The organism is Pelatocladus sp. (genome assembly GCF_059505505.1).
The window spans coordinates 17,157-41,282 of sequence record NZ_JCACKS010000119.1; the positions used below are offsets into that span (position 1 = coordinate 17,157).

21 protein-coding genes are annotated in these 24,126 nt (G+C 39.4%); 12 read left to right on the forward strand and 9 right to left on the reverse strand.

All coding sequences use genetic code 11. The features are described 5' to 3' along the window. Positions 1-293 precede the first annotated feature (293 nt). Both AC5JMK_RS10900 and AC5JMK_RS10905 read right to left on the reverse strand, forming a co-directional pair. Entirely contained in the window at positions 294-1,421 is a 1,128-nt protein-coding gene (locus tag AC5JMK_RS10900; RefSeq protein ID WP_495910071.1) for a succinylglutamate desuccinylase/aspartoacylase family protein, read from the reverse strand. 115 nt (positions 1,422-1,536) lie between these two features. Then, the gene (locus tag AC5JMK_RS10905) at positions 1,537-1,758 is read right to left on the reverse strand and encodes a hypothetical protein (RefSeq protein ID WP_495910072.1); all 222 of its coding nucleotides are present in this window, start codon (positions 1,756-1,758) and stop codon (positions 1,537-1,539) included. 491 nt (positions 1,759-2,249) lie between these two features. Between AC5JMK_RS10905 and AC5JMK_RS10910 the strand changes: the two genes are divergently transcribed. Then, positions 2,250-3,209 carry a S66 peptidase family protein gene (locus AC5JMK_RS10910; RefSeq protein ID WP_495910073.1) on the forward strand — a complete coding sequence of 320 codons (960 nt, stop codon included), beginning with the start codon at positions 2,250-2,252 and terminating at the stop codon, positions 3,207-3,209. A gap of 81 nt (positions 3,210-3,290) precedes the next feature. After that, positions 3,291-4,397, forward strand: a complete 1,107-nt coding sequence (locus AC5JMK_RS10915; RefSeq protein WP_096674025.1) for a methyltransferase domain-containing protein — start codon at positions 3,291-3,293, stop codon at positions 4,395-4,397. A gap of 2 nt (positions 4,398-4,399) precedes the next feature. Here AC5JMK_RS10915 and AC5JMK_RS10920 read toward each other — a convergent pair whose 3' ends face one another. Beyond that, entirely contained in the window at positions 4,400-5,143 is a 744-nt protein-coding gene (locus tag AC5JMK_RS10920) for a class I SAM-dependent methyltransferase (protein WP_096674027.1), read from the reverse strand. Positions 5,144-5,303: 160 nt separating this feature from the next. Here AC5JMK_RS10920 and AC5JMK_RS10925 point away from each other — a divergent pair, with 160 nt between their 5' ends. Next, positions 5,304-5,720: an element excision factor XisH family protein gene (locus tag AC5JMK_RS10925; RefSeq protein WP_096674029.1), complete on the forward strand. Its 417-nt coding sequence runs from the start codon at positions 5,304-5,306 to the stop codon at positions 5,718-5,720. After that, a complete protein-coding gene (locus AC5JMK_RS10930; protein ID WP_096674031.1) occupies positions 5,708-6,043 on the forward strand; it encodes a XisI protein in 336 nt (111 codons plus the stop codon). The genes AC5JMK_RS10925 and AC5JMK_RS10930 overlap by 13 nt, the downstream gene beginning before the upstream one ends. Positions 6,044-6,051: 8 nt before the next feature. Here the strand turns inward: AC5JMK_RS10930 and AC5JMK_RS10935 are convergent, their stop codons facing one another. Continuing rightward, positions 6,052-7,308, reverse strand: a complete 1,257-nt coding sequence (locus AC5JMK_RS10935; RefSeq protein WP_096674033.1) for a glycosyltransferase — start codon at positions 7,306-7,308, stop codon at positions 6,052-6,054. A 273-nt stretch (positions 7,309-7,581) separates the two neighbouring features. Between AC5JMK_RS10935 and AC5JMK_RS10940 the strand changes: the two genes are divergently transcribed. Both AC5JMK_RS10940 and AC5JMK_RS10945 read left to right on the forward strand, forming a co-directional pair. Continuing rightward, positions 7,582-8,244 (forward strand): glycosyltransferase family 2 protein, encoded by a 663-nt coding sequence (locus AC5JMK_RS10940; RefSeq protein WP_096674036.1) that lies wholly within the window; start codon positions 7,582-7,584, stop codon positions 8,242-8,244. A gap of 199 nt (positions 8,245-8,443) precedes the next feature. Continuing rightward, positions 8,444-9,757, forward strand: a complete 1,314-nt coding sequence (locus AC5JMK_RS10945) for an ABC transporter substrate-binding protein (RefSeq protein WP_096674038.1) — start codon at positions 8,444-8,446, stop codon at positions 9,755-9,757. A gap of 119 nt (positions 9,758-9,876) precedes the next feature. Here the strand turns inward: AC5JMK_RS10945 and AC5JMK_RS10950 are convergent, their stop codons facing one another. Both AC5JMK_RS10950 and AC5JMK_RS10955 read right to left on the reverse strand, forming a co-directional pair. Further along, positions 9,877-11,946 (reverse strand): S9 family peptidase, encoded by a 2,070-nt coding sequence (locus AC5JMK_RS10950; protein WP_495910074.1) that lies wholly within the window; start codon positions 11,944-11,946, stop codon positions 9,877-9,879. A 115-nt stretch (positions 11,947-12,061) separates the two neighbouring features. Further along, positions 12,062-12,697 (reverse strand): hypothetical protein, encoded by a 636-nt coding sequence (locus AC5JMK_RS10955; protein ID WP_096678724.1) that lies wholly within the window; start codon positions 12,695-12,697, stop codon positions 12,062-12,064. 342 nt (positions 12,698-13,039) lie between these two features. On the opposite strand from AC5JMK_RS10955, the gene hemE reads away from it, so the two are divergent. The 4 genes from hemE to mtnA all read left to right on the forward strand — a co-directional run bounded on the left by hemE (position 13,040) and on the right by mtnA (position 18,484). Beyond that, positions 13,040-14,095, forward strand: a complete 1,056-nt coding sequence (gene hemE, locus AC5JMK_RS10960; protein ID WP_096674042.1) for a uroporphyrinogen decarboxylase — start codon at positions 13,040-13,042, stop codon at positions 14,093-14,095. Positions 14,096-14,229: 134 nt separating this feature from the next. Next, entirely contained in the window at positions 14,230-15,186 is a 957-nt protein-coding gene (locus AC5JMK_RS10965) for an NAD-dependent epimerase/dehydratase family protein (protein ID WP_096674044.1), read from the forward strand. A gap of 210 nt (positions 15,187-15,396) precedes the next feature. Then, positions 15,397-17,304 carry a 1-deoxy-D-xylulose-5-phosphate synthase gene (gene dxs, locus AC5JMK_RS10970; RefSeq protein ID WP_096674046.1) on the forward strand — a complete coding sequence of 636 codons (1,908 nt, stop codon included), beginning with the start codon at positions 15,397-15,399 and terminating at the stop codon, positions 17,302-17,304. 121 nt (positions 17,305-17,425) lie between these two features. Beyond that, entirely contained in the window at positions 17,426-18,484 is a 1,059-nt protein-coding gene (gene mtnA, locus AC5JMK_RS10975) for an S-methyl-5-thioribose-1-phosphate isomerase (RefSeq protein ID WP_096674048.1), read from the forward strand. 404 nt (positions 18,485-18,888) lie between these two features. Here the strand turns inward: mtnA and AC5JMK_RS10980 are convergent, their stop codons facing one another. From AC5JMK_RS10980 to AC5JMK_RS10990, 3 genes are read right to left on the reverse strand one after another with little or no spacing between them, the layout of a single operon-like run. Next, on the reverse strand, positions 18,889-19,230 hold the full coding sequence (locus tag AC5JMK_RS10980) for a HepT-like ribonuclease domain-containing protein (protein WP_096674050.1): 342 nt from the start codon (positions 19,228-19,230) through the stop codon (positions 18,889-18,891). Continuing rightward, entirely contained in the window at positions 19,227-19,520 is a 294-nt protein-coding gene (locus tag AC5JMK_RS10985) for a nucleotidyltransferase family protein (protein ID WP_495910085.1), read from the reverse strand. The genes AC5JMK_RS10980 and AC5JMK_RS10985 overlap by 4 nt, the downstream gene beginning before the upstream one ends. 14 nt (positions 19,521-19,534) lie before the next feature. Further along, a complete protein-coding gene (locus tag AC5JMK_RS10990; protein ID WP_495910075.1) occupies positions 19,535-19,999 on the reverse strand; it encodes a GNAT family N-acetyltransferase in 465 nt (154 codons plus the stop codon). Positions 20,000-20,205: 206 nt separating this feature from the next. Here AC5JMK_RS10990 and AC5JMK_RS10995 point away from each other — a divergent pair, with 206 nt between their 5' ends. Together AC5JMK_RS10995 and AC5JMK_RS11000 are read left to right on the forward strand one after the other, a co-directional pair. Continuing rightward, on the forward strand, positions 20,206-22,038 hold the full coding sequence (locus AC5JMK_RS10995; RefSeq protein WP_495910076.1) for a protein kinase domain-containing protein: 1,833 nt from the start codon (positions 20,206-20,208) through the stop codon (positions 22,036-22,038). 269 nt (positions 22,039-22,307) lie between these two features. Continuing rightward, a complete protein-coding gene (locus AC5JMK_RS11000; protein WP_495910077.1) occupies positions 22,308-24,092 on the forward strand; it encodes a serine/threonine protein kinase in 1,785 nt (594 codons plus the stop codon). Positions 24,093-24,126: the final 34 nt, after the last annotated feature.

The following is a 24,126-nucleotide window of genomic DNA, read 5'->3' on the forward strand; positions in this document are numbered from 1 at the left end:
TGCTTTAGTTTAATCCACTACTAAATATATTTAACTACCAAATAAATTTCACACACCAAATATCAAAACTTATAGCCCAGTCAATGTTAAGATTCACTAACAAAGCCAAATTAAATAATACCCTAGTTCTAATTACCTATAAAGTAGATATTTATTTATGAGTATATATATTTGTGTATATTTGTTGAATTATGTCCAAATATAGTAATACGTGTAAAAATTAGATCCCCGACTTCGCAAAAGTTGTCGGGGATCTTTTTGTCCACGAATAATTTAGGAATGCTATTGCAGTTCTAAATTATTCCCAGTACAAACTCCCCTTCATTCACAGCTTGATTTGTTGCCACATCATACACTAGTCCATTTTGCTCAGAATAAATATCAATTACTTGAGGTAGCTTACCTGCTTTATTGAAACTCAGAATTTGATAAAGTTTCTGTCCAGCTTTAATTTCACTTCCTAATTCAACTCTCGATTGAATCATTCCACCTGCTGAAGCATAATATTTCTGAATCTGACTTCTGGCTTTAAAAGTCATTTCGTGATTTTCACTATTTGCTAAAGGAAAGTCAGTGATTTTTAGCACTCCTTTAGAGGCTAAATAGTTTTTGATTCCTAAAATTCCCTTAGCCACAGAATCAGGATTCATTTGCATACCCATACCTAATTCCAGTGTCCAGGCCTCCACATCAAACTTGATATCTCTTCCTAGTTGTTGAAAAGTTTTTTCTAATGCTAACCAAGGTTTAATAAATGCTTCATCAAAAGCATCACCGTCATATTGATCAAGCACGACCCCTAAATTGAGCAAAAAATATTTTGCACTATCTTCTCGATTTGGGAAGTAATAAAGGTAATTTAAACCTTGATTGGTAGAACTATGTAAATCAATTAAGTAATTAGCATCTAAACTCAGAGATTGTAGTTTGTAGCGAAAAATCTCAGTATAGGGTACACCACTAGGAGAATTAATTTTTTCTAAAAGTTCTGTGAATCTTTGCTGAATTAAGGCAAGATAATTTTGTTTGACGACCTCCCATTTTACATGAAGTTGAGATTTAGCAAACACCGCTAAATCATCAGCTTCTTTTTCATAATCCCAGAAGATACGGTTCCAATCCTTAGCCTCATAAACACAGTATCTACCGGGAGAAAAATGATGCACACGAGTATTCGTTCCCATTGGATTACAGACAGGAACTAAGCAAATTTCTCCCACTAAATCAGTATCATTGAGCGTCAGTAAAAACTCAATTAACTGATAAATTACTGCATTACCAGCGATTTCTGCACCGTGTAAATTAGATTGAATGTAAACTTTTTTGCCTGGATAAGCACCAACAAATTTATATACTTGTAGTGATAAAACATCGCCAGAAGCCATTTGGCGTAGAGGAATTGTAGAAATATTTGGAAGCATTTTAGGGAAATTGGGGTTCGGGGATCGAGGACAAGGGAGTGTGGGGAGACAAAGGGGAAGGGGATCGGGGATTGGCTTTTGTGTGTCTACATGGATGGTCGATTTTTTTATATCCTTATTGGTTCAAGCTTGGATTTTCCTGTTTGAAACCAGAAGTTTCCTGTTTCAAGCTCGGATTTTCTTGTTTGAAACCTGAAGTTTCTCGTTTCAAGCTCGGAGTTTTTTGTTTGAAACCAGAAGTTTCCTGTTTCAAGCTCGGAGTTTTTTGTTTGAAACCCGAAGTTTCTCGTTTCAAGCTTGGATTTTCTTGTTTGAAACCCGAAGTTTCCTGTTTCAAGCTTGGATTTTCTTGTTTGAAACCAGAAGTTTATCGTTTCAAGCTAGTCTCTCACCGGAAAATCCCACAACCTTTGCACGAAAATATGACTCCTCCTATACTCCTACACGGGAGCATCCTAAATGTTCAAAAAACCCTAAGATTGAAATCGCTGAAGCAGACTACTTAATTTATTTGAGTCGTATAAAGACGAGTTGTGCTATTAACTAAGGGTTTAAACCCCAATACGGTTCAGTTAAGGATTTTTGGTACAGAAAATTGGTGTTAGAGACGCGAAATTTCGCGTCTCTACAAAGAATTGTGGGCTTAACTGAATCGTATTGGTTTAAACCCTTAGCTGTATATTGAAAAATTGGGATACTCTCCCCCCTACACTCCCACACAAATTTTCAAGCTAGACGGTCATATGATAAATCACACAACCAAGACATGAAAATCTAATCCCCAATCCCCAATCCCCAACAATAAACATTAATTTTTGCTCTAAACCAATGCAATCTCAAATCATTATTCCACAACCTCTCCAACCTGGCGATTTACTACGAGTCATAGCGCCTAGCGGTGCTTTGCGAGAACTGACGACATTTGAACGGGGAGTAGAAATTTGGCGATCGCGCGGTTATCGAGTAGAAATAATCCCAGAGATAGATGACAGATGGGGCTATCTAGCTGGTAACGACGAAAACCGTCGTCATCACCTAGCATCAGCATGGCAAGATCCCGAATGTCGTGGTATTCTCTGCGCCAGAGGTGGTTTTGGTAGTACCCGGATTTTGGAAAATTGGAATTGGGAAGATGTGGGACAGGGGGGACAAGGGGGACAAAGTGCTTCGTTTTCTTCCTACACTTCCCACACTCCCCACACTCCCAAATGGATCATTGGCTTTTCCGACATCACTGCTTTACTCTGGAGTCTTTATAAAATCGGGATTTCAGGTGTACATGCGCCTTTGTTAACCACCATCGCTGATGAACCAGAGTGGTCAATTCAACGCTTATTTGATTGGGTAGAAGGACGTTTTGTTAATGCTTTAAAAGGTTGTGGTTGGGGAGGTGGTGTCGCTAATGGTATCCTCTTACCAGCAAATCTCACTGTAGCAACTCATCTGATGTGTACACCCATTCAACCGAATTTAGATGGTGTCATCCTGGCTTTTGAGGATGTGACAGAAGCGCCTTACCGTATCGATAGAATGCTGACACAATGGCGGATGAGTGGTGCTTTGTCTAAAGTTCGTGGTATTGCTTTGGGTAGCTTTACTAAATGTGAACCACCAGCAGGTGTTTTTAGTTTTAGTGTGGAAGAAGTTTTGCGCGATCGCTTGGGTGATTTAGGAATTCCCGTTGTCTCTGATTTACCCTTTGGTCATGAAGCACCAAATGCAGCTTTACCCGTCGGTGTGGAAGTAACTTTAGATGCAGATCAAGGAATATTAGAAATTGTCAATTAAACTATTGCCAACAGCGATCCAGAAATAGCTTATAATACCCAAGTTGTCCTCAAGTGATAAATTTTTTGAGGAATTAATTGCATGGCTAAACAATATGTATCTACCGGATATTTACAACAGCATGACAGCAAGCTATATGCTATTTTTGCTTGGAGTCAAAGACAAGCGGAAATAGTTCCAGCAAAATCATGGCTGACTGTAATGGAGATATTTGTTCACGAACATTCTCTGGAAAAAGCCTATAAAATATTTCAAAAAATTAAATTAGCTCCAACTCTCAATAAAGTTATAGAAGAAATAGATAAATATAAAGATTTACTTGCCAATGCCATAGTATTTATAGCAGATAGCCAAATTACAATTTATGGCAAAGGATTTCGGAGTTTTATCGAAAAAGATATGCAGTTTGAACTTGGTTCATTAAGTCAAGAAACTTACCAAGTTCTCCCGCAATTATTTGCTCATCTACAATTAGAAGATGACCTGGAAAAAATTGAGAATATAGAAGACTTTTCTAAATTAGTTGAAAAGCTAGAAAATCTAGGTTTATTATCTCCTGCTACAGGCTCTATTGATTGGGGAGATTTGAAAAAGACAGTTCCTATTTGTCAAGCATTTGGGTTAACAAGAGGTACTCCTGTTGATCGCTACTATCTCAGTAAATTTATTGATGATGTTCATGCACAAGTAATTGGCAATATTTTAGAAGTAGGTGGTATTCCCAAAGATAAAGATTTTTATCAAATGAATCCAGGTAGTTCCTATCGAATTCTCAATTTAGAATCAGGTCCAGGGGTAGATATAGTCGGGGATGTTCATGATGTATCTGCGATCGAACCACAGTCTTTAGATTCAGTAATTATTTTCAATGTTTTAGAGCATTGTTACGCACCGTGGATTGCTATTGAAAATATCTATACTTGGCTAAAAGATGGTGGAAAATGTTTTGCAATGGTTCCAAGTTCGATTCGAGTTCATGCGACCCCGGTTGATTATTGGCGACCTTTACCAGATGCTTTCGCTTGGATGTTTAGAAATTTCTCCCAACAGAAATTGTATGTTTACGGCAATCCAATTACTGTCATAGCTAGTTATCATGGAATTGCTGTCGAAGAATTAACCCCAGAAGAACTAGATGCTTTTCATCCAGATTATCCCGTCGCAACTTGTATAGTAGCTGAAAAGTAAATTTAATTCCATTTTCGATAGCAACGTGCAAATGTGTCATAAGGTTGAAAAATTTCAATAAAATTGCTCTGAAGATTACGGAAAAAAGCATCTACTAGCTGAGGATCATCTAAATGAAAAGGATGTTCTTGATTGAAACCTTTAGAGAAAAACCAGTTGAGAATCATCTTACCCTCAGATGTGAGAATTTGATGAAACTTTAGTAACTGCTGACTTGGGTCTGGTAAATGTTCTAAAACATCAAAGCAAAGAATCGTTGTAAAAGTTTCGTTAGCAGGTATTTCTGAACAAAAGCGGATTTTGTCACTTAGTCCCAATTGAGTAGTTCGATAACGCACAAAATCAAGATTTATCGGATTAATATCACAATAAATTACTTCTGTAACTTGAGGACAACAAGCAGCAGCAATCGCATGAGTACCAATTCCACCCCCAAAATCCAACACTTTACCTTGAGCATGATCTGCAATTAGCCGTAGCATATTACCAAGACGTTCATGAATTGATAAATGCCATGCTCCTAAATCAAATAAATAAAGCTCTTTAACTTTATCTTGATAAAAAGCCGTTGCTTGTTCCCAATCAAAATCTTTATGACCTAAATCAGCCATTTGTTGTTGACCAGCTGCTAACTTACTCTCCAGTATTTCTGCATCTATATCTAGAAATTCTTGGAGATGTTGTTTTAAGCTAAATGAATCTTGCCAATAACGATTTAAAAAAGGTAAAACAGGTTGTTGAATCATAGTGTAAATATTTTTCCTTGTGAGCAATGATTTTAAGAAAATGTTTTTAATTTTATTGACAATACTAATTCTTTTTATTAATTTTGACTATTGATTATTAATCCAGATTTATCAGAATTGATAATCCGAGTCAAGAGTATTTTAATTAAAATATTTATATATGCCTGCAAGAGATATTTATCATGATGCTGTTAAGAATGCCTTAATTCAAGAAGGCTGGATAATTACAGATGATCCCTTACATTTAAAGTGGGGTCAAAAAGATATGTATGTAGATTTAGGAGCCAAACAACTTTTAGCCGCAGAACAAGGAACGAAAAAAATAGCTGTAGAAATTAAAAGTTTTGTCAGTCCTTCAGAAATGGCAGACCTTAAAGAAGCCATAGGAGGATTTATTATGTATCGTGCTGTTATCCAACGCTTGGAGCCAGAAAGAACATTATATTTAGCAGTGCGCGATAGTGTATTTACAGCTTTGTTCTCTGAACCAATTGGTACACTTTTAATAGAAACTGAGAATCTCAATTTGCTCGTTTTTAATCCAGAGACTGAGAGGATTATTCAATGGATATCTTAGATAAATATCGACACATTATCAAAGAGGTATTAGTACCCTACACACAAATACCTTATTCCTACGGGGATATTAAATGTAAAGCAGTTTTTGATAGTGATTCGGACAGTTATTTACTAATAACTCTAGGCTGGGATGGTGTCCAGCGAATTCACGGTTGCTTAGTTCATATTGACATTATTGATGGCAAAATTTGGGTGCAACGAGATGACACAGAAGATGGTGTTACCTATGAACTAGTAGCAGCAGGTATTCCCAAAGATAAAATTGTCTTGGGATTTCACCCGCCTAATGTCAGACAACATACGGGATATGCTGTTGCCTAAGTTTAAAATTAAGATACTACGTGTTCAATAATATCAACAGCACGAGTCACTCCTCCTGCTTGTTTAATTGCAGTTTGTAATCTTAAAGCATTTTGTTGATAAGATTTCTGCGTCAACACTGCTTGAATAGTTTGACGCAATCTAGCAGTAGTCAAATTAGAAGTATAAATAAATTTTCCTACACCAGTCCAAGCAATACGTGCTGCTACTCCTGGCTGGTCATTAGTGATAGGAATAGCAACTAAAGGTACACCATTAGATAAAGATTCCAAGGTCGTATTTAGTCCTGCATGAGTAATAGTCAGACTAGCTTTTTGTAGCAGTTCTAGCTGTGGTGCATATTTCACAACTAAAGGTTTTCCTGGTAAGTTTGGTAATGCTTCTGGTTCTAATCCACCACCAAGAGAAATCACCAGTTGAACATCTAACCCCATACATGCTTCTGCAATTTTGTAAAAAATATGATTGAGGCGATTTTGTAGTGTTCCCATTGAAGCATAAATTAGGGGTTGATCATTCAATTTTTCAAAGGGAAAATCAACAGGTTTTCTAGCTGTATGGTCAAAGTGGGGGCCTGTGAAGTGGAGTAACCTGGTCAATTTAGGTCTTGGATATTCAAACTCTGCGGGTTGCTGACTTACTATTGCTAACTTTGAGACAGAGTAAAAATCATTAATATTAGAGCAAGCAGGTAACTTCCATTGACGACGACATTCTGAAATTATTTCATGGATAGATTTTGCAGAGTTAAGCATTAATTTATAACCAGCAGCGTTACGAAGTTGCGCCCACCAAGATGGGTTATATTTCCAAGTTGTAAACACTGGAGGAATACAATTATCAAAACCATTTACTAGTGCAGAACAAGCTGTAACAAAGGGAATATTTGAAAAGTCGGCTACAGTACTTCCTCCAAATAGACATTCATCAATTATTAACGCTTCTATTCCAGCTTCTCTAATAACTTGTGGTGCATCTTGTAAAAATAAAGCAGTTGTTTTTTGAGATAAGCTAGTAGTGTAGCGCAAAGCAGCCAACCCGTTTAGTTCTCCCAATCGCTCATAAAATTTGGCTGTTGTACCTACAGGAAACTCAGAACCTGATATAGCGCGAAATTCTAAACCCGCAGCTTGAGCATAAAGTTCTGCATCAGGCATACCCAAAACAGTAACACGATGACCACGCCTTTTTAGTTCACGCCCTAAAGCTGTCATGGAATTAAGATGTCCAGTTGCAGTAGGGCAAATAGTGCCAAAATGAATCATACAAAATAGAAGTACTGAGCTTTATATAGCAGTCCGAACTGAATTGTGAGAAAACATGTAGGTTGGATATCAAATCTAAAAATAAAATTTTATTCAGCCCTGGCGATTATAAATCGCGGCTACACAAACCAAACCCGCCTGCGCGGGTTATTTTGTTTATTCCACTTATACCATTTATTTATATACATCTTCATAAAGAAATGGTATAAGTCCTAAAAAAGTAGAAATTTGATAGCATATTTCTAAGTAAAAAATAGTTAGAGTTTCTTAAGAATGAGTAATGTGCTTTTTGATTTCACTCCTGAAATATCAGTCATTCTTTGTACTTATAACAGAGAAAAATACTTAAATAATTGTATTAATAGTGTTATTGCTCAGACCTTTAAAGATTGGGAACTGATTATAGTGGATGATGGTAGTCAAGACAATAGTTTTGATATAGTCAATATCTATCTACAAAAATTTAGACAGATTCGTTATATTAAACATCAAAATCGGAAACTTGCATATTCTAAAAATATCGGAATTCAAAGCTCATTTGGCAAATATATAACATTCATTGATAGCGATGATGTCTACAAACCAAATCATTTAGAGTCAAGGCTAGAATTTATGAAAGCTAATCCCGATGTTGATTTGATTGAAGGGGGATTTTTTACAGAAGAAGAAATTTTTGTTGCAGATTATTTTCAACCAGGAAAAACAATTAATTTGCGTGAATGTGTTCTCGGCCCGACATTTTTTGGAAAAAGACAAGTATTTTTGGAGTTACAGGGATTTGAAAATATTGCTTATGGCGAAGATACAGATTTTTGGCATCGAGCGGTAAAATTATTTAAAACTCGAAAAGTCACTCAACCAGAAACTTACGTTTATACAAGAGCTGAAACTAGTATTACCAAGAGTGTTATAGAAAAATTTTCTTCATCTAGCTAAGTAAGCTCGCACAAATAATACTAACTAGTTCAAAAAACACCTGCGATTGAAATCGCAGTCTGATAGTTCAAGTCTGCTTCAGCAGACTGTTTGATTTTATGAAGTCGTCTTGAGACGACTTGCGCTATTAGCAAAGAGTTTAAACCCTTTGCTTTACGATATTTTGAAAAAATTGGGATGCTCCCCTTAAATACTTGGCATGGATATTATCATTTTGCTTTGGCGATCGCACATCAAAAAACTTTTTCATTACTTTACCAGCTACACTAAGCAAGCTCTCGTTTTGGGGTTGATCCTGAGTTTGTGTCTGGTATTATCTAGCTGCGAGAAACCAGCACCTCAAGACAACGGAGTCATTCATCTGACATTATGGCAGTCAATCAATCCCCCTACAAATCGTGATGTTTTTCAAAAGCTGGTAAACAAATTTAATCAGATTCATACTACTATCAAAGTCGAATCTGTCTATGCAGAAGGATTACCAAAAGTATTGACAGCAGTTGTTGGTAATGTACCTCCAGATATTCTGACATTTTACCCCCAAGTGACAGGTCAGTTCGTAGAATTAGGAGCAATTCAACCCTTAGATGAATGGCTAGAAAAATCGCCTGTAAAATCTCAAGTTGTCCCCAATTTATTTGAAGAATTGCGCTTAGATGGTCAAACTTGGTCAATCCCTTTGTATACTAGCAATATGGGGATTTTTTATCGACCAGATTTATTTAAAGCTGCGGGAATAACTGAACTACCAAAGACTTGGGAAGAGTTACGACAAGTTGCGAAAAAATTAACTATAGATCGTAATAGTGACAATCGCCCCGAACAATACGGAATGTTATTACCCTTGGGAAAAGGAGAATGGAGTGTATTTAGCTGGTTCCCGTTTTTATTGGGTGCGGGGGGAGAGATTGTCAAAGATAATCAACCAGATTTGATGAACAAAGGAGCGATCGCAGCTTTGCAATTCTGGCAAGATTTAATTAAAGATGGTTCAGCCAAATTATCTGCACCAGAACGAGGATATGAGGAAGATAATTTTATCGCTGGTAAAGTAGCGATGCAGATTACTGGCCCTTGGACTTACATTATGAAATCTGATGTTGATTTTGATGTATTTCCCATACCTGGAAAAGTTGAGCAAGCTACAGTCACAGGTACGGGAAATATGTTTGTAATGAAAACTACGCCAGAAAGAGAGCAAGCTGCATTTAAGTTTTTGGAATACGTCTTGAGTGAAGAATTTCAAACAGAGTGGAGTATTGGCACAGGTTTTTTACCAGTAAACATTAAATCTGCTCAAAGTCAAGCTTTTCAAGAATTTATCAGCCAAAAACCAGTGTTAAAAATGTTTTTAGAGCAAGTGTCTGTAGCACGCGCTCGACCAATTATTGCTGGTTACAGTCGTCTTTCTGATAATCTGGGGAGAGCGATCGAGGCTACTTTGTTGGGTGAGTCTCCTGAAAAAGCTCTCAAAACTGCTCAAGAGCGTTTGGATATGATTTGGGGGAAGTAAGGGATCGGGGATTGGGGATTGGGAAATAGGGGATCGGGGATCGGGGATTGGGAAATAGGGGATTGATTCTTCTACCAGCTCCAAGCTCCCTCGTTCCCCTTCTCCCGATCCCCGATCCCTTACACCCTTACACTCAATCTATCCAAGACAAAAGCGTACTCAAACGCCAGTTCTTTAAGACTTTCGTAACGTCCAGATGCGCCACTGTGTCCTGCACCCATATTAATTTTCAACAGGAGAATGTTGTCATCTGTTTTGAGTTCTCGTAGTTTTGCTGTCCATTTTGCAGGTTCCCAATACTTAACACGAGCATCGTTCAAACCTGCTGTAATTAACATATCTGGGTAAGTTTTCGCCTCGACATTATCGTAGGGCGAGTATGATTTCATGTAGTCGTAATAGACTTTATCGTTGGGATTTCCCCATTCTTCCCATTCCATTGCTGACAAAGGTAAAGAAGTATCAAGTATGGTTGTGACTACATCTACAAAAGGTACATCGGCAACTACAACTTTAAACAAATCAGGACGCATATTGACTACTGCTCCCATCAATAAACCGCCAGCGCTACCACCAGAAATAGCAAGTGCATTACTTGTTGTCCAGCCTTGGGAAATGAGATATTCTGCACAGGCAATAAAATCTGTAAAGGTGTTCTTTTTGTGCAAAAATTTGCCATCTTCATACCATTTGCGTCCCATTTCTGCACCACCACGAATATGAGCGATCGCAAATACAATTCCCCGCTCTAATAAAGATAGTCGAGTTGAAGAAAAATATGCTGGGGAATTTACTCCGTAAGCACCATATCCCGTCAGATACAAAGGATTGTTACCATCTTTTTTGATTCCTTTTTTATAAACAATAGATATGGGAATCTGTGTACCATCAGGAGCCAAAGCCATCAATTTTTCACTGTTATATAGAGTTCTGTCGTAGTCTCCCAAAACTTCTGTTTCTTTTTTCAATTCCCGCTCATTTGTTTCCATATCATAATCAAATACGGATGGCGGCGTAATTAAAGAAGTGTAGTGTATCCGCAAAATTGTAGTGTCAAATTCTGGATTACTACCTTCAAAAAATGAGTAGGTAGGTTCGGGAAAAGTAATATTATGTTCTTTTCCCTTCGTGAGGTTTTGTACCCTCGCAACTGGTAATCCATCCTTACGTTCGTAAATCACCAAGTGATTGGTAAACAAACTAATTCCTGATAACATCACATCTTCTCGATGAGGAATAATAGTTTGCCAATTTTCTTTACCGGGTGCATTTACAGGAGTTTTCATTAACTTAAAGTTAATTGCTTGCTCATTTGTGACTATATAAAAATAATCACTGTGATGATCAATGTCGTATTCTACTCCTGTAGTTCGAGGATGAAATAACTGAAATTTTCCCGTAGGATGATTAGCATCTAAATAGTGAACTTCTGAGGTGATTTGGCTCCCTAAGCTCAACAAAATATAAGCTTGGCTACGAGTTTTGCCTACTGCTAAAAAATAAGTATCGTCCGGTTCATGATAGATCAGAATGTCTTCATTAACATCTGTTGCTAATATATGTCTAAATAACTGATATGGACGATTAGCAGCATCTAATTTAGTGTAAAATACCGTCTGATTATCATTAGCCCAGGCGAAGGAAAAGTAGGTATCAGAGATACTTTCAGGATAAACTTGACGAGTATTTAAATCCAAAAAAAACAGTGTATATCTTTCAGAGCCAGTCGTATCTACTGAATAAGCTAAAATTTGATGATTGGGGCTAACTTGTAGTACTCCAATACTGAAAAACTCATGATCTTTGGCTAGTTGATTTTGATCTAGTAGTATTTCTTCAGAAGTATCAAGACTGCCTTTTTTGCGACAATAAATTGGATAGGCTTTACCTTCTTCTGTGCGGGAATAATAATAATATTCATCTTTACGATAAGGCACGGAAAGATCTGTTTCCTTAATTCGAGACAGCATTTCTTCGTATAGCTGTGTTTGGAAAGTTTCCGTGTGCTGCATCTTGGCTTGAGTGTAAGCATTTTCTGCTTCCAGGTAGGCGATCGTTTTCGGATCTTCGCGATCGCGCATCCAAAAGTAATTATCAATCCGCTTGTCGCCGTGTAACTCTAACACCTGCGATTGTTTTTCAGCGACGGGTGGAGTAACTGTCGTATGTGAGGAGTCAATTTTGTTCATATTAATCACCTGAGTTTGCTGCAACTATCTTGAAAATGGGTATAGGAGTGTAAGGGTGTAGGAGTGTAAGAAGAATCATATTTTTATTCACCCTGGTATACACAGTTCATGGAAGCTACCTTGATGCAAGGATACGGCGTGAGTAAATTTTCAACCTGCAAAAGCCGATGGCTGGAATAACTCCTAATATAATTGCCGTCAATGCTTGTCCACTTAAATACAATATCTGAGCGCGGCTGACTTCTGGAATTAGGTCTTGTAAAAAAGAAAGCAGCCAAACGAAAATACTGATGCACAAATACGAAAATGAAGGCAGAAAATTCCACCACCAAGCACGTGCTGTATGCCACCGTAATACTAGCCACTGGAGAAATCCTACCCAAATTCCAGATAAAACATAGGAGAGGGTTGATAAACCTCCAAAAAATATTACATCCTCAAAAGATAAAGTTTTATTCAAAGAGTCAGCGATAGATGAAATATAGTTAATCCATGCTGTAGAAACATGATTAGCAACCAACCAACCGACGCTGGTAGCAAGCACCCACAACCACCATGCAGATAAGTATCGGCGCAAGACAAGTGCTTGATCGGTGGCGAAAATTATTGCAAAAATAACACTACTCAGAAATTTTATCAATCCGTACCATGAAGGTTGCTGTTGGAGTACAGCAGCCGGGAGTGTTTGCAGAAGATATTTTTCTATGGCAATACTAGTAATTCCCCCTACAATCCATCCGGTAAAACTCATCACGGTAAATTGGATAAAAAACTTACGTCGCTGCGATCGCGGTATTAAAAACCTCAATCCTTTGCCAGTACTAGAGATAGAAGCTTCTCCAGAAGGTATATTCGATTGTGCTTGCATCCGTCTTTAAGTAAAAATATTTACGATAATAATCAAATACTGAAACAAGAATAAGGCAAAAATGTAAATATTGGGAATCAGGGAACAGGGAACAGGTAGAAGAATCAATCCCCAATCCCCGATCCCCTATTTCCCAATCCCCAATCCCCAACTCGCCTGAAAAACCACAAAGCAGAATGATAAGCTAAACAATGACATAAATAAAGAGTTTAGGATGAGTTGTTAATGGGTATTTCCTCTAGTGATCCTCTTCTCCTTAGAGCAGCTCGTGGTGAAGTTGTAGATCGTCCGCCAGTGTGGATGATGCGACAAGCGGGACGATATATGAAAGCTTATCGGGATTTAAGGGAGAAATACCCTTCGTTTCGTGAACGATCTGAAATTCCAGAAGTTGCGATCGAAGTTTCTTTGCAACCCTGGCGGGCTTTTCAACCAGATGGTGTAATTCTATTTTCTGATATCGTTACACCATTGCCTGGTTTGGGCATAGAGATGGATATTGCGGAAGGTAAAGGGCCAATTATTCAATCTCCCATCCGCACCCAAGCACAAGTTGACAACCTGCTTCCCTTAGAACCAGAAAAATCTCTGCCGTTTATCAAAACTATATTGCAAGCACTGCGCCAAGAAGTGGGCAATAAATCAACGGTGTTGGGGTTTGTCGGTGCGCCGTGGACTTTAGCAGCTTACGTCGTAGAAGGAAAAGGTTCTAAAACCTATTCCATTATTAAAAATATGGCGTTTTCTGATCCAAGCGTCCTGCATCAGTTTTTAGACAAACTTTCAGATGCGATCGCCACTTACGTCCGCTATCAAATTGACTGCGGCGCGCAAGTTGTGCAAATGTTTGATTCTTGGGCAGGACAATTAAGTCCCCAAGATTATGACACCTTTGCTTTACCTTATCAGCAAAAAGTTTTCCAAAAAGTTAAGGAAACTCACCCAGATACACCCCTAATTCTTTTAGTTAGTGGTAGTGCAGGTTTGCTAGAAAGAATGGCAAAATCCGGTGCAGATATTATTACTGTAGACTGGACAGTAGACATGGCAGATGCACGCGCCAGATTGGGCAAACACATGAAGGTACAAGGTAATCTTGATCCTGGTGTGTTGTTTGGATCTAAGGAATTTATTCGCGATCGCGTGATCGATACGGTTCGCAAAGCTGGTAACTGGGGTCACATTCTTAACCTTGGCCACGGAGTTCTCCCCGAAACCCCTGAAGAAAATGTCGCCTTCTTCTTTGAAACAGCCAAGCAACTTAATGCGGTTAGTTGTTAGGTATTGGTTGTTGGTTGTTGGTTGTTAGGTGTTAGGTGTTAGGTGTTGGTTATTCGGAAACAAATCTCCGTTAATAAACAACTATTCCAGTAAAATCCAAACAACAGACAACCAGCAACAAACAACAAATTTTTATGACCAAAAAGCGAATTTTTGTCACCGGCGCAAGTGGCTGTATTGGTCACTATCTTAGTGAAGCATTAATTCAACAAACAGACCACGAGCTATTTCTGCTGGTGAGGAACCCAGAGAAATTAAAAGTAGATACACAAGTTCGTCCTGATGTCAATGTTTTGCAAGGTGATATGCAAGACATTCGCCATTTTGCGGAGTTGTTGAAAACAATAGATGTCGCAGTATTAACCGCTACAGCGTGGGGTGGGGCGGGGACTTTTGATATTAATGTCGTCAAAACTCTAGAATTACTGAATTATTTAGATCCAGCGATCTGCGAACAGGTAATTTATTTTTCAACAGCTAGTGTTTTAGACAGCAAAAACAAACCACTCAAGGAAGCAGGAGAACTAGGTACAGATTATATCCGCTCTAAATATGATTGCTTGCAGAAAATCAGCAAATTAGCGATCGCACCTAAAATTACTGAAGTTTTCCCGACATTAGTTTTGGGCGGCGACGATCATAAACCCTATTCACATATAACACCCGGTATTCCTGAAATTACAAAATATATAGATTACATTCGTTTTTTGCAAGCAGACGGTAGCTTTCACTTTATTCATGCACGAGACATTGCTACAGTCGTACGATATTTAATCGACAATCCACCTCAAGAAAACGAAAGTAGGCAATTAGTTTTAGGTCAAGCACCATTAACAGCAAACCAAGCGATCGAAGAACTGTGTGCTTATCTTGGTAAAAAAATTCGCTTTCGTATCCCCCTGTCTTTCTCATTAGCTAACCTATTAATAGTCTTGTTTCGCATTAGGATGGCTGCTTGGGATAGATTTTGTATGAACTATCGGCATTTTACTTATTATAAGTTCGTGAATCCTGATAGTTTTGGCTTACCAAATTACTGTGCCACTGTTAGCGATGTTTTACGAATTAGTGGTGTGCAAGGTTCTCGGTAAGCTTTGGCAAATTATATTTTATGTTTGAGAAATCAAACACGGATAAACATGGATAATTGGTATTTTGTTTGCCAAAAACAAAGCTATAATCCCATCGATGACGAAATATGTTGAAAATATTAGATTTTTAAGAAAATTTGCTGAAAGTTGCTCATCACCCTAGCGTGAGAAAATCAGTATATAAGATCTAGAGAGGAAACCGCTATAAGTATGCATTTGAGTGAAATTACCCATCCCAATCAGTTGCACGGTTTATCGATTCGCCAGTTGCAACAAATTGCCCGTCAAATTCGGGATAAGCATCTGCAAACCGTAGCAGCAACTGGAGGACATCTAGGGCCAGGGTTGGGTGTTGTAGAGTTAACCTTGGGTCTATATCAAACACTAGACTTAGATTGCGATAAAGTCATTTGGGATGTCGGACATCAAGCATATCCCCACAAACTGATTACAGGACGCTACAGTCGTTTCGACAGTCTACGGCAAAAAGATGGAGTTGCTGGTTATCTCAAGCGCTGTGAAAGTAAGTTCGATCATTTTGGTGCTGGACACGCTTCTACCAGTATTTCCGCAGCTTTGGGTATGGCTTTAGCACGAGATACCAAAGGAGAAAAATTTAAAGTTGTTGCTATTATCGGTGATGGGGCGTTGACTGGCGGTATGGCATTGGAAGCCATCAACCATGCTGGACACCTACCTAAAACTAATTTATTAGTTGTCCTCAATGACAACGAAATGTCCATATCTCCCAACGTTGGTGCAATTCCCCGCTACCTTAACAAAATGCGTCTTAGCGGCCCGGTGCAATTTTTCAAAGATAGTTTTGAGGAACAATTTAAGCAAATTCCTTTTGTCGGTGAATCTCTGTCCCCAGAACTAGAACGCATCAAAGAAGGGATGAAACGCCTAGCGGTACCAAAGGTGGGTGCAGTTTTTGAAGAACTTGGCTTTACCTATATGGGGCCAGTAGATGGGCATAATTTACAAGAATTGATTGCTACTTTCCAACAAGCGCATCAAATTGTCGGGCCTGTGTTAGTGCATGTATCAACAACGAAGGGCAAAGGTTATGAAATTGCCGAAAAAGACCAAGTTGGTTATCATGCTCAAAACCCCTTCAACTTGTCTACTGGTAAAGCTGTCCCCTCTAGTAAACCTAAACCCCCTGCTTACTCAAAAGTATTTGCCCACACTTTAGTCAAACTCGCCGAACAAAACCCAAAAATCATCGGGATTACGGCTGCAATGGCCACGGGAACAGGCTTAGATAAATTACAAGCCAAGCTACCTAATCAATATATAGATGTAGGTATTGCTGAACAACATGCCGTCACCTTGGCTGCTGGGCTAGCTGCTGAAGGTATGCGTCCTGTTGCTGCTATTTATTCCACCTTCTTGCAACGTGCCTTCGATCAAATCATCCACGATGTTTGTATCCAAAACTTACCCGTATTCTTCTGTTTGGATCGTGCAGGAATTGTTGGTGCTGATGGCCCTACTCACCAAGGGATGTACGATATTGCCTATCTACGCTGCATTCCCAACATGGTACTAATGGCACCCAAAGATGAAGCCGAACTTCAGCGCATGATCGTTACAGGCGTTAATCATACTACTGGACCGATCGCCATGCGTTTTCCTCGTGGTAATGGCTATGGTGTGCCGTTAATGGAAGAAGGTTGGGAAGCTTTGGAAATCGGTAAAGCCGAAATTCTCCGTCAAGGAGATGATTTACTCATCTTGGGCTATGGCACAATGGTAAATCCAGCCATGCAAGTAGCTGAAATTCTCAGCGAACATGGCATAGAAGCAACTGTAGTAAATGCCCGCTTTGTCAAGCCTCTTGATACAGAATTAATTTTCCCTCTCGCCCAAACAATTGGACGTGTTGTCACCTTGGAAGAGGGTTGTGTAATGGGTGGCTTTGGTTCCGCAGTCGCCGAAGCACTGTTAGATGCTGATATTGTTGTGCCGATCAAGCGAATTGGTGTACCAGATATATTAGTAGATCATGCAGAACCAAATCAATCAAAGGCAGAATTAGGTTTAACAAGTCCACAAATTGCTGAAAAGGTTTTACAAGCTTACTTTACTCAACCAAAATCCGCAGTAGTGTAATAGAATTAACCACAAATACACAAGTAAGTAAGGGAAAAGGAAACGGTTTAAATTCTTTTCCCTTTTCTCTTGGCTCGATATTATTGTTTTTGTGGTTCCCAACTAATTTTCAAGGAATATGATGTTTCAAACTAACCAAGTGTATCCCGTGATCTGGCACAACGACTTGGTTTCGCTGATTGATCAAACTCGTCTGCCAAATGAGTATGCATTTGTAGAAATTAGTCGCAGTGAAGATATGGCAGTTGCCATCAAAACCATGATTGTCCGGGGTGCGCCTGCGATCGGTGTTGCTGCTGCTTATGGAATCTATCTTGGTGCTAGAGAAATTCACACAGACAATCGGGATGAGTTTTTAAATCACCTGGAAAATGTTGCCCAAATGCTACGTTCTACCCGTCCCACAGCAGTAAATTTATTCTGGGCAATTTCCCGGATGATGAAAGTAGCCTATGAAACTATTGGCACAGTGAATGAGATTAGAAAAACTCTCTTCCAAACAGCCCAAAATATCAATGCTGAAGATTTACAAACCTGCCAAGACATAGGTGACAACGGCTTAAAAGCTTTACCTACTCAACCAGGACAACTGACCTTACTCACTCACTGTAACGCTGGAGCATTAGCAACCGCAGGTTACGGTACTGCCTTGGGTGTAGTGCGTTCTGCTTGGCGAGAAGGACGTTTGGCACGAGTATTTGCCGATGAAACCAGACCAAGATTGCAAGGTGCAAAATTGACGGCTTGGGAATGTGTACAAGAAGGCATTCCAGTTACGGTAATTACTGATAGCATGGCTGCCCACTGCATGAAACAAGGCTTGATTCATGCTGTAGTTGTGGGTGCTGACAGAATTGCTGCCAATGGAGATACAGCCAACAAAATCGGGACGTATAGTTTAGCACTAGTATCCAAGGCGCATAATATTCCCTTCTTTGTTGCCGCACCCCTATCTACAATTGATTTTGACTTAACTGATGGTAGTCAAATCCCGATTGAAGAACGCGACCCAGGGGAAATATATCAAATCGGTGATACTATTTTGACACCCGATGGTGTGGAATTCTACAATCCCGCTTTTGATGTCACCCCAGCAGAATTAATTACAGCCATCATTACCGAGAATGGTGTGTTTGCTCCCAGTGAATTAAAACACCTAGAAGCCAGAAAAGTAGCTTAGGGACTTCTAAAATAAAATCCAATTGCAAGGGACAAGGTGAACTAAAAGCGATCGCCAGCTCATATGTCTTGCTAATAAAATTTAGATGCAGGCGATCGCTCCTTTATCCAGCCCTCTGACGTGAGTTGGTAGAATTGGATGAGATACTAACCCAACAGCAATTTATTTAAGGTTTTTTGTATGTACGCTCGTTTATACCACTTGGGTACAACAAACAAGAAAAGAACCCCAAAAAGTCGTCATATATAGCAACCCGATTTGATTTATGAATTACTCGTAGAGGTAGGCAATAGGCAATAGGCAATAGGGAAAGCAGGCGGTCATACTTCAGGTCAAAATGTACGGAATTTTTTCAAAAATCAAATAGGATTCCTATAGTAGTATGGCAACTTTTTCAATGTTGCCTAAACATTCCAAAACTCCTGAGCCATTGCATCAATTGTTCTTTCTAACTCTGCTAAATACTTTTCAATCACACTCCAAACAATATCAAGGTCTACATTCAAATATTCATGAGTTAATCTATTGCGAAACCCAGCAATATTACTCCATTCAATCTCAGAGTATGCATTTTTCCAATCACTAGGTAACTTTTGTACTGATTCACACATTACCTGAAGATTCCTTAAAACCGCATCTTGGGTTTTAATATCCTGAAAAAATACTTCTTTCCCATCGGCTGTATATTGCTTAATTCTGCTGATACAATCTCGAATGTGAATCAAATAAATCCGACTATCTTTCATAAAGGGACAGCGTCATGAAAAACTTTATCCCGAATTAAATCATGTAAAGATTGAGTTGTTACTACATCAACTTTTCGATTTAACAAAGTTTCTAAATCTAAAATTAACCCACCAGGAAACCAAGCCGAAATTTTCTCTAAATCGTAATCAATTAAAAAATCAATATCACTTGCTTCTGTTTCCTCACCTCTAGCCACACTGCCAAAAACTCTCAGGTTATAAGCTCCATGTTTAGCAGCAATGCTCAGGATCTCTTCTCGTTTTTCTTGCAGTAATTGTTTTAAACCCATGTTCATATCCGATTCTAGAGCTTTTTCGTCATAAATACGCTATTTGGGTCATCAATGTAGTCAGCAAAGGGGCCTCGGTACTCGAATCCATAACGTGTGTATAAGGCTCGTGCGGGTGCGAACTCAGCAAAAGACCCTGTTTCCAAATTCAAGCAATCGTAACCACGCCGCTCGGCTTCTTTGATGATGTGTTCAAGAATTTTAGAGGCGACACCCTTACGGTGGTGAGCCTTGGCGGTACGCATTGATTTGATTTCGCCACTTCTTGAATCTAGTTCTTTAAGGGCGCCGCATCCGAGTAATTCCGAACCCTCCCAAGCCGACCAAAAAGTAATATCAGGCGATCGCAGTGCCTCTAAATCAAGAGCATGAACACTTTGGGGCGGGGTAATCTCATGCATATTTTCGAGATGTTCGCGCAGAAGGTCAGCAATCTTTTTACCTGTTAGGTCATCTTCGCGAATTTGCACTCGACTCATCTCCTTGATTTGCGAAGGAATTCTCTTTGATCACAACACCATCAATGTCTACGCAAAAACCATAAGCATTCATCAATCTACATCAATATTCGCCATAAAAACAGCAATTTAGTCAACGCCAAAATTTTTGTTGGCATAATACCCCGCCTGTGATACGTCTATTACATCTAAGATAAATTTGTAAAGACGCTCACTTGCAATGGAGCATGACTATAACACAGTTAAATAACCGCTATAAAGTTATTCAAGTACTTGCTGCTGGTGGGTTTGGCGAAACATTTTTAGCAGAAGATACCCACATGCCTTCTCGACGTCGCTGCGTGATTAAGCAACTCAAACCAGTGACAAACGACCCGCAAACCTACAAAATGATCCAACAACGATTTGAACGGGAAGCAGCTACCTTAGAGTTGTTGGGTGAAAGCAGTGACCAAATACCTCAACTCTACGCTTACTTTTCTGAACATGGACAATTTTATCTTGTCCAAGAATGGATTCAAGGTCAAACCCTGACAAACCTTGTCGAAGCCCAAGGGCAAATCAGTGAAAATACAGTCAGAGAAATATTATTAAATCTTTTATCAGTCTTAAATTATGTCCATAGTAAAGGCATAATTCATCGGGATATCAAGCCTGATAATATTATTCTTCGCATTACCAATAATAAGCCTGTATTGATCGATTTTGGTGCAGTCAAAGAAACCATACGTTCCATTGTCGCTACACCAGGTTATCTTACTCAATCTCTGGTGATTGGCACACCAGGTTATATGCCTAGCGAACAAGCCGTAGGACGTCCAGTCTATAGTACTGATATCTATAGCTTGGGTTTAACAGCAATTTATCTGTTGACAGGTAAGCCGCCACACGAGTTACCGACTAACCAACAAACAGGGGAGGTAATTTGGCAGGATTTTGTCCCTGGGGTATCGCCAGAATTAGCAATGATTCTCAAACAAGCAACTCAACCCCAAGCAAGCGATCGCTACTCGACTGCTAGCAAAATGCTATATGCTTTGGAATCTGCAAACACAATTCCTCCACAACCATCATATTCAACAACTCAATCCACAGTTGCCCTGTCCCCTGCGGTTGCACATACGCAAGTAACTCAGCCTTTCGCTTCTGCACAAAAATCTGCTTTTATCCCGGCGTCTTCCAGTTCTAATAATTGGCAAAAACCTGCGGTGATTTTTGGTAGTTTGGTTTTCGGTGGTTTGATTGCTGGGATTGCGATCGCGAATATGACTCGCCAACCACAATTAGAAGCAACTGTTGATACAACTCCATTACCAGAAACTACACAAGCACCCAATACCACAAATCCAACTTCTACACCATCCTCCGTAGTTCCCACTACTGAACCCACCGATACACCTACTGCCTCCCAGTCGCCTTTAATACCCACTTCTCCACAGCAACCAGAAGCTTCTACTTCTAATACACCTCCAGTTGTATCTGCACCGCAGCAACAACCATCCACAGTTACACCAGCACCACCCCCAGAAGATTCTCAAACCGCAGCAGTCCCGACACCAGAACAGCAACAACCTGCTGAAAATCCTACTCCTGAGACACCGACACCACCCCCAGCGCAGGAAAAAGAACCAAAAGTTGCTACTGCAAATACTAATAGTCTAAGTGTTCCTGCTTATCCCACAGGGACTTCGGAAAAGACTGTGAAATCCTCACTAGGAAAACCCGCGAAAGTTTCTAGAGGTTTATGGAATACCCGCGCTTATCTTTATCGCTTACATCCAAATCAGGTCGATCTTGGTTATTTATTTGACCGAAAATCAGGAGCGTTACGGCAAACAGAAGTATCCTTTGCTCAATCTGTTTCACCCCAGGTGATGCAATCAACTTTGCAAGGAATGCTGGGAGGAAGTGCTTCTGGTGAAATTAATCAAGCACTGCAAAGAGTCTATCAGCGTCAAATTAACCAATACTCTTTTAGTGCTGGGGGAGTAGAAGGTGTGATTCAACGCAATTCAGAAGGTCAAATTTATATTGGTGTCTGGGATGCAGATTTGCATTAAAAAAAGCCCGCTTGTGCGGGCTTTAAAAGTCAAGAATTTGATTGTAATAATTAATTTGCTTGAATTTATTTAATTAATATCGAATTGATATTATCACTACATAAAATTTATATCCATAAATCTAGCTAATTATAGAATTTACAGAATACATAAATATATATTTTCTTCTCTATACTTTTTATTTCCTTGTCAGGAAGCTTTACCTCCAGGTATTTAGTCTACAGTTGAAGAGGGCGAGCCGGAGGAGTAATAAAAGCTTTTAAAGGAGCATGACAACGACGCTGTTGAACAATCGCTATCAAGTGATCCAGGTGCTGGCTGTTGGTGGGTTTAGCGAAACCTTTTTGGCAGAAGATACCTATCTGCCTTCTCGTCGTCGTTGCGTGATTAAGCAACTAAAACCGATCACAAATGACCCAAATATTTATCAGAAAATTCAACGACGCTTTGAACGGGAGGCGACTACCTTAGAGTTTTTGGGGGAAGGTAGTGACCAAATCCCTAAACTCTACGCTTACTTTTACGAGAACGGGCAGTTTTACTTAGTTCAAGAATGGATTCAAGGTCAAACCCTGTCAAATATAATTAAAACTCAAGGTTCACTTAGTGAAACAGCAGTCAGAGAAATTTTGTTGAGTCTGCTGTCAGTTTTGGACTATGTTCACAGCAAAGGCATTATCCATCGTGATATCAAGCCAGATAACATTATTCTCGACTCATCTAATCACAAGCCTGTATTGATTGATTTTGGTGCAGTCAAGGAAACAATAAGAACAGTGGTGAATTCTCCGGGATACACAACTCAATCGCTGGTGATGGGTACGCCTGGATATATGCCTAGTGAGCAATTCATAGGACGCGCAGTTTATGCCACTGACATTTATAGCTTAGGATTAACAGCAATTTATCTACTGAGTGGTAAACACCCCCGACAGTTACAAACTGAACCACGAACAGGAGAAATACTTTGGCAGTATTATGCTGCTGGGATATCACCCGAATTGGCAATGATCATTAGTCGTGCTATTAAGCCTCAAGCAGGCGATCGCTATACTACTGCAAGCCAAATGCTACATACTTTGCAATCTGCTGTTCATTCACAGCAATTACTTACTAACTCTTTTATCCCAACGACTACCACTCAACCCACGCTTTCCCCAGATATCACTACTATTACATCTACATCTGTACAAACTCAGTCATTGTCTTCTGATTCCAGCGCTCTAGCTACCCTTACCTATTCAATTCCTAGAAACTGGCAAAAGCCGACTTGGATTATTGGTAGCTTGGTTGTGGCAGGCTTAATTGGTACAGTAGCGATTATTGGTATTACTCACAAGCCAGAGTCTTTAGACTCAGCCACATCAAGACCTACACCCATTTCAAAATCTGAAACCACAAATCCTACAGATTCGCCAAAACCCACAGGTTCTACTGTTAAACAAAGTAATACACCTGTAGCTTCGCAATCATCGCCGAAGCAGCCTGTTTCTTCACCTTCTCCCTTCTCAGTTGCACCTACGCCACCAGAACCTGAAGATGCTCTTAATACCCCTGTGGTTTCTAAACCAGAAAACAACACGCCTCGTAATCAATCATCTAAAACAACCAACAAACGCAAAGTTCCGGGATTCCCCACAGGTACACCAAGAAGTAATGTAAGAGCAGTTCTTGGTAAGCCAGATCAAGATTCAAGGGGTGTTTGGGGTAATACTCGTGCTGCCAGTTACATCTTAGTGCCAAATCAAATTCAGCTTGGCTACTTATTTGACCGCAATTCTGGAAGAATTCGACAAACTGAGATCGCTTTTGCCCAATCTGTAGATATTCAGCTAATACAAACAACTTTTGAAGAAATGTTAGGCGGTAAGCTAACTGAAGAAATTAAGCAGGGACTACTGCAAGTTTTACAGCGACGTTTGGATCATTTCCGTTTTAGCGTAGGTTTCCTCAAAGGTCAGATTGTACGTCAAAATTGTGGTCTGATTTATATCAGTATATGGGATGGCGATTTACATGATTTTGTAAATCCTAGTGAGGCTAAAAAGTGTTAAAAAAGGAGCCTGTATTAGGCTCCCTTGAAATTTG

Bases quoted from the DNA above. Each gene is read 5' to 3' on its own strand.
- AC5JMK_RS10900 (WP_495910071.1), bottom strand. From the start codon at position 1,421: ATGCTTCCAAATATTTCTACAATTCCTCTACGCCAAATGGCTTCTGGC.
- AC5JMK_RS10910 (WP_495910073.1), top strand. From the start codon at position 2,250: ATGCAATCTCAAATCATTATTCCACAACCTCTCCAACCTGGCGATTTA.
- AC5JMK_RS10915 (WP_096674025.1), top strand. From the start codon at position 3,291: ATGGCTAAACAATATGTATCTACCGGATATTTACAACAGCATGACAGC.
- AC5JMK_RS10920 (WP_096674027.1), bottom strand. From the start codon at position 5,143: ATGATTCAACAACCTGTTTTACCTTTTTTAAATCGTTATTGGCAAGAT.
- AC5JMK_RS10925 (WP_096674029.1), top strand. From the start codon at position 5,304: ATGCCTGCAAGAGATATTTATCATGATGCTGTTAAGAATGCCTTAATT.
- AC5JMK_RS10930 (WP_096674031.1), top strand. From the start codon at position 5,708: ATGGATATCTTAGATAAATATCGACACATTATCAAAGAGGTATTAGTA.
- AC5JMK_RS10935 (WP_096674033.1), bottom strand. From the start codon at position 7,308: ATGATTCATTTTGGCACTATTTGCCCTACTGCAACTGGACATCTTAAT.
- AC5JMK_RS10940 (WP_096674036.1), top strand. From the start codon at position 7,582: ATGAGTAATGTGCTTTTTGATTTCACTCCTGAAATATCAGTCATTCTT.
- AC5JMK_RS10945 (WP_096674038.1), top strand. From the start codon at position 8,444: ATGGATATTATCATTTTGCTTTGGCGATCGCACATCAAAAAACTTTTT.
- AC5JMK_RS10950 (WP_495910074.1), bottom strand. From the start codon at position 11,946: ATGAACAAAATTGACTCCTCACATACGACAGTTACTCCACCCGTCGCT.
- AC5JMK_RS10955 (WP_096678724.1), bottom strand. From the start codon at position 12,697: ATGAGTTTTACCGGATGGATTGTAGGGGGAATTACTAGTATTGCCATA.
- hemE (WP_096674042.1), top strand. From the start codon at position 13,040: ATGGGTATTTCCTCTAGTGATCCTCTTCTCCTTAGAGCAGCTCGTGGT.
- AC5JMK_RS10965 (WP_096674044.1), top strand. From the start codon at position 14,230: ATGACCAAAAAGCGAATTTTTGTCACCGGCGCAAGTGGCTGTATTGGT.
- dxs (WP_096674046.1), top strand. From the start codon at position 15,397: ATGCATTTGAGTGAAATTACCCATCCCAATCAGTTGCACGGTTTATCG.
- mtnA (WP_096674048.1), top strand. From the start codon at position 17,426: ATGTTTCAAACTAACCAAGTGTATCCCGTGATCTGGCACAACGACTTG.
- AC5JMK_RS10980 (WP_096674050.1), bottom strand. From the start codon at position 19,230: ATGAAAGATAGTCGGATTTATTTGATTCACATTCGAGATTGTATCAGC.
- AC5JMK_RS10985 (WP_495910085.1), bottom strand. From the start codon at position 19,520: ATGGGTTTAAAACAATTACTGCAAGAAAAACGAGAAGAGATCCTGAGC.
- AC5JMK_RS10990 (WP_495910075.1), bottom strand. From the start codon at position 19,999: ATGAGTCGAGTGCAAATTCGCGAAGATGACCTAACAGGTAAAAAGATT.
- AC5JMK_RS10995 (WP_495910076.1), top strand. From the start codon at position 20,206: ATGACTATAACACAGTTAAATAACCGCTATAAAGTTATTCAAGTACTT.
- AC5JMK_RS11000 (WP_495910077.1), top strand. From the start codon at position 22,308: ATGACAACGACGCTGTTGAACAATCGCTATCAAGTGATCCAGGTGCTG.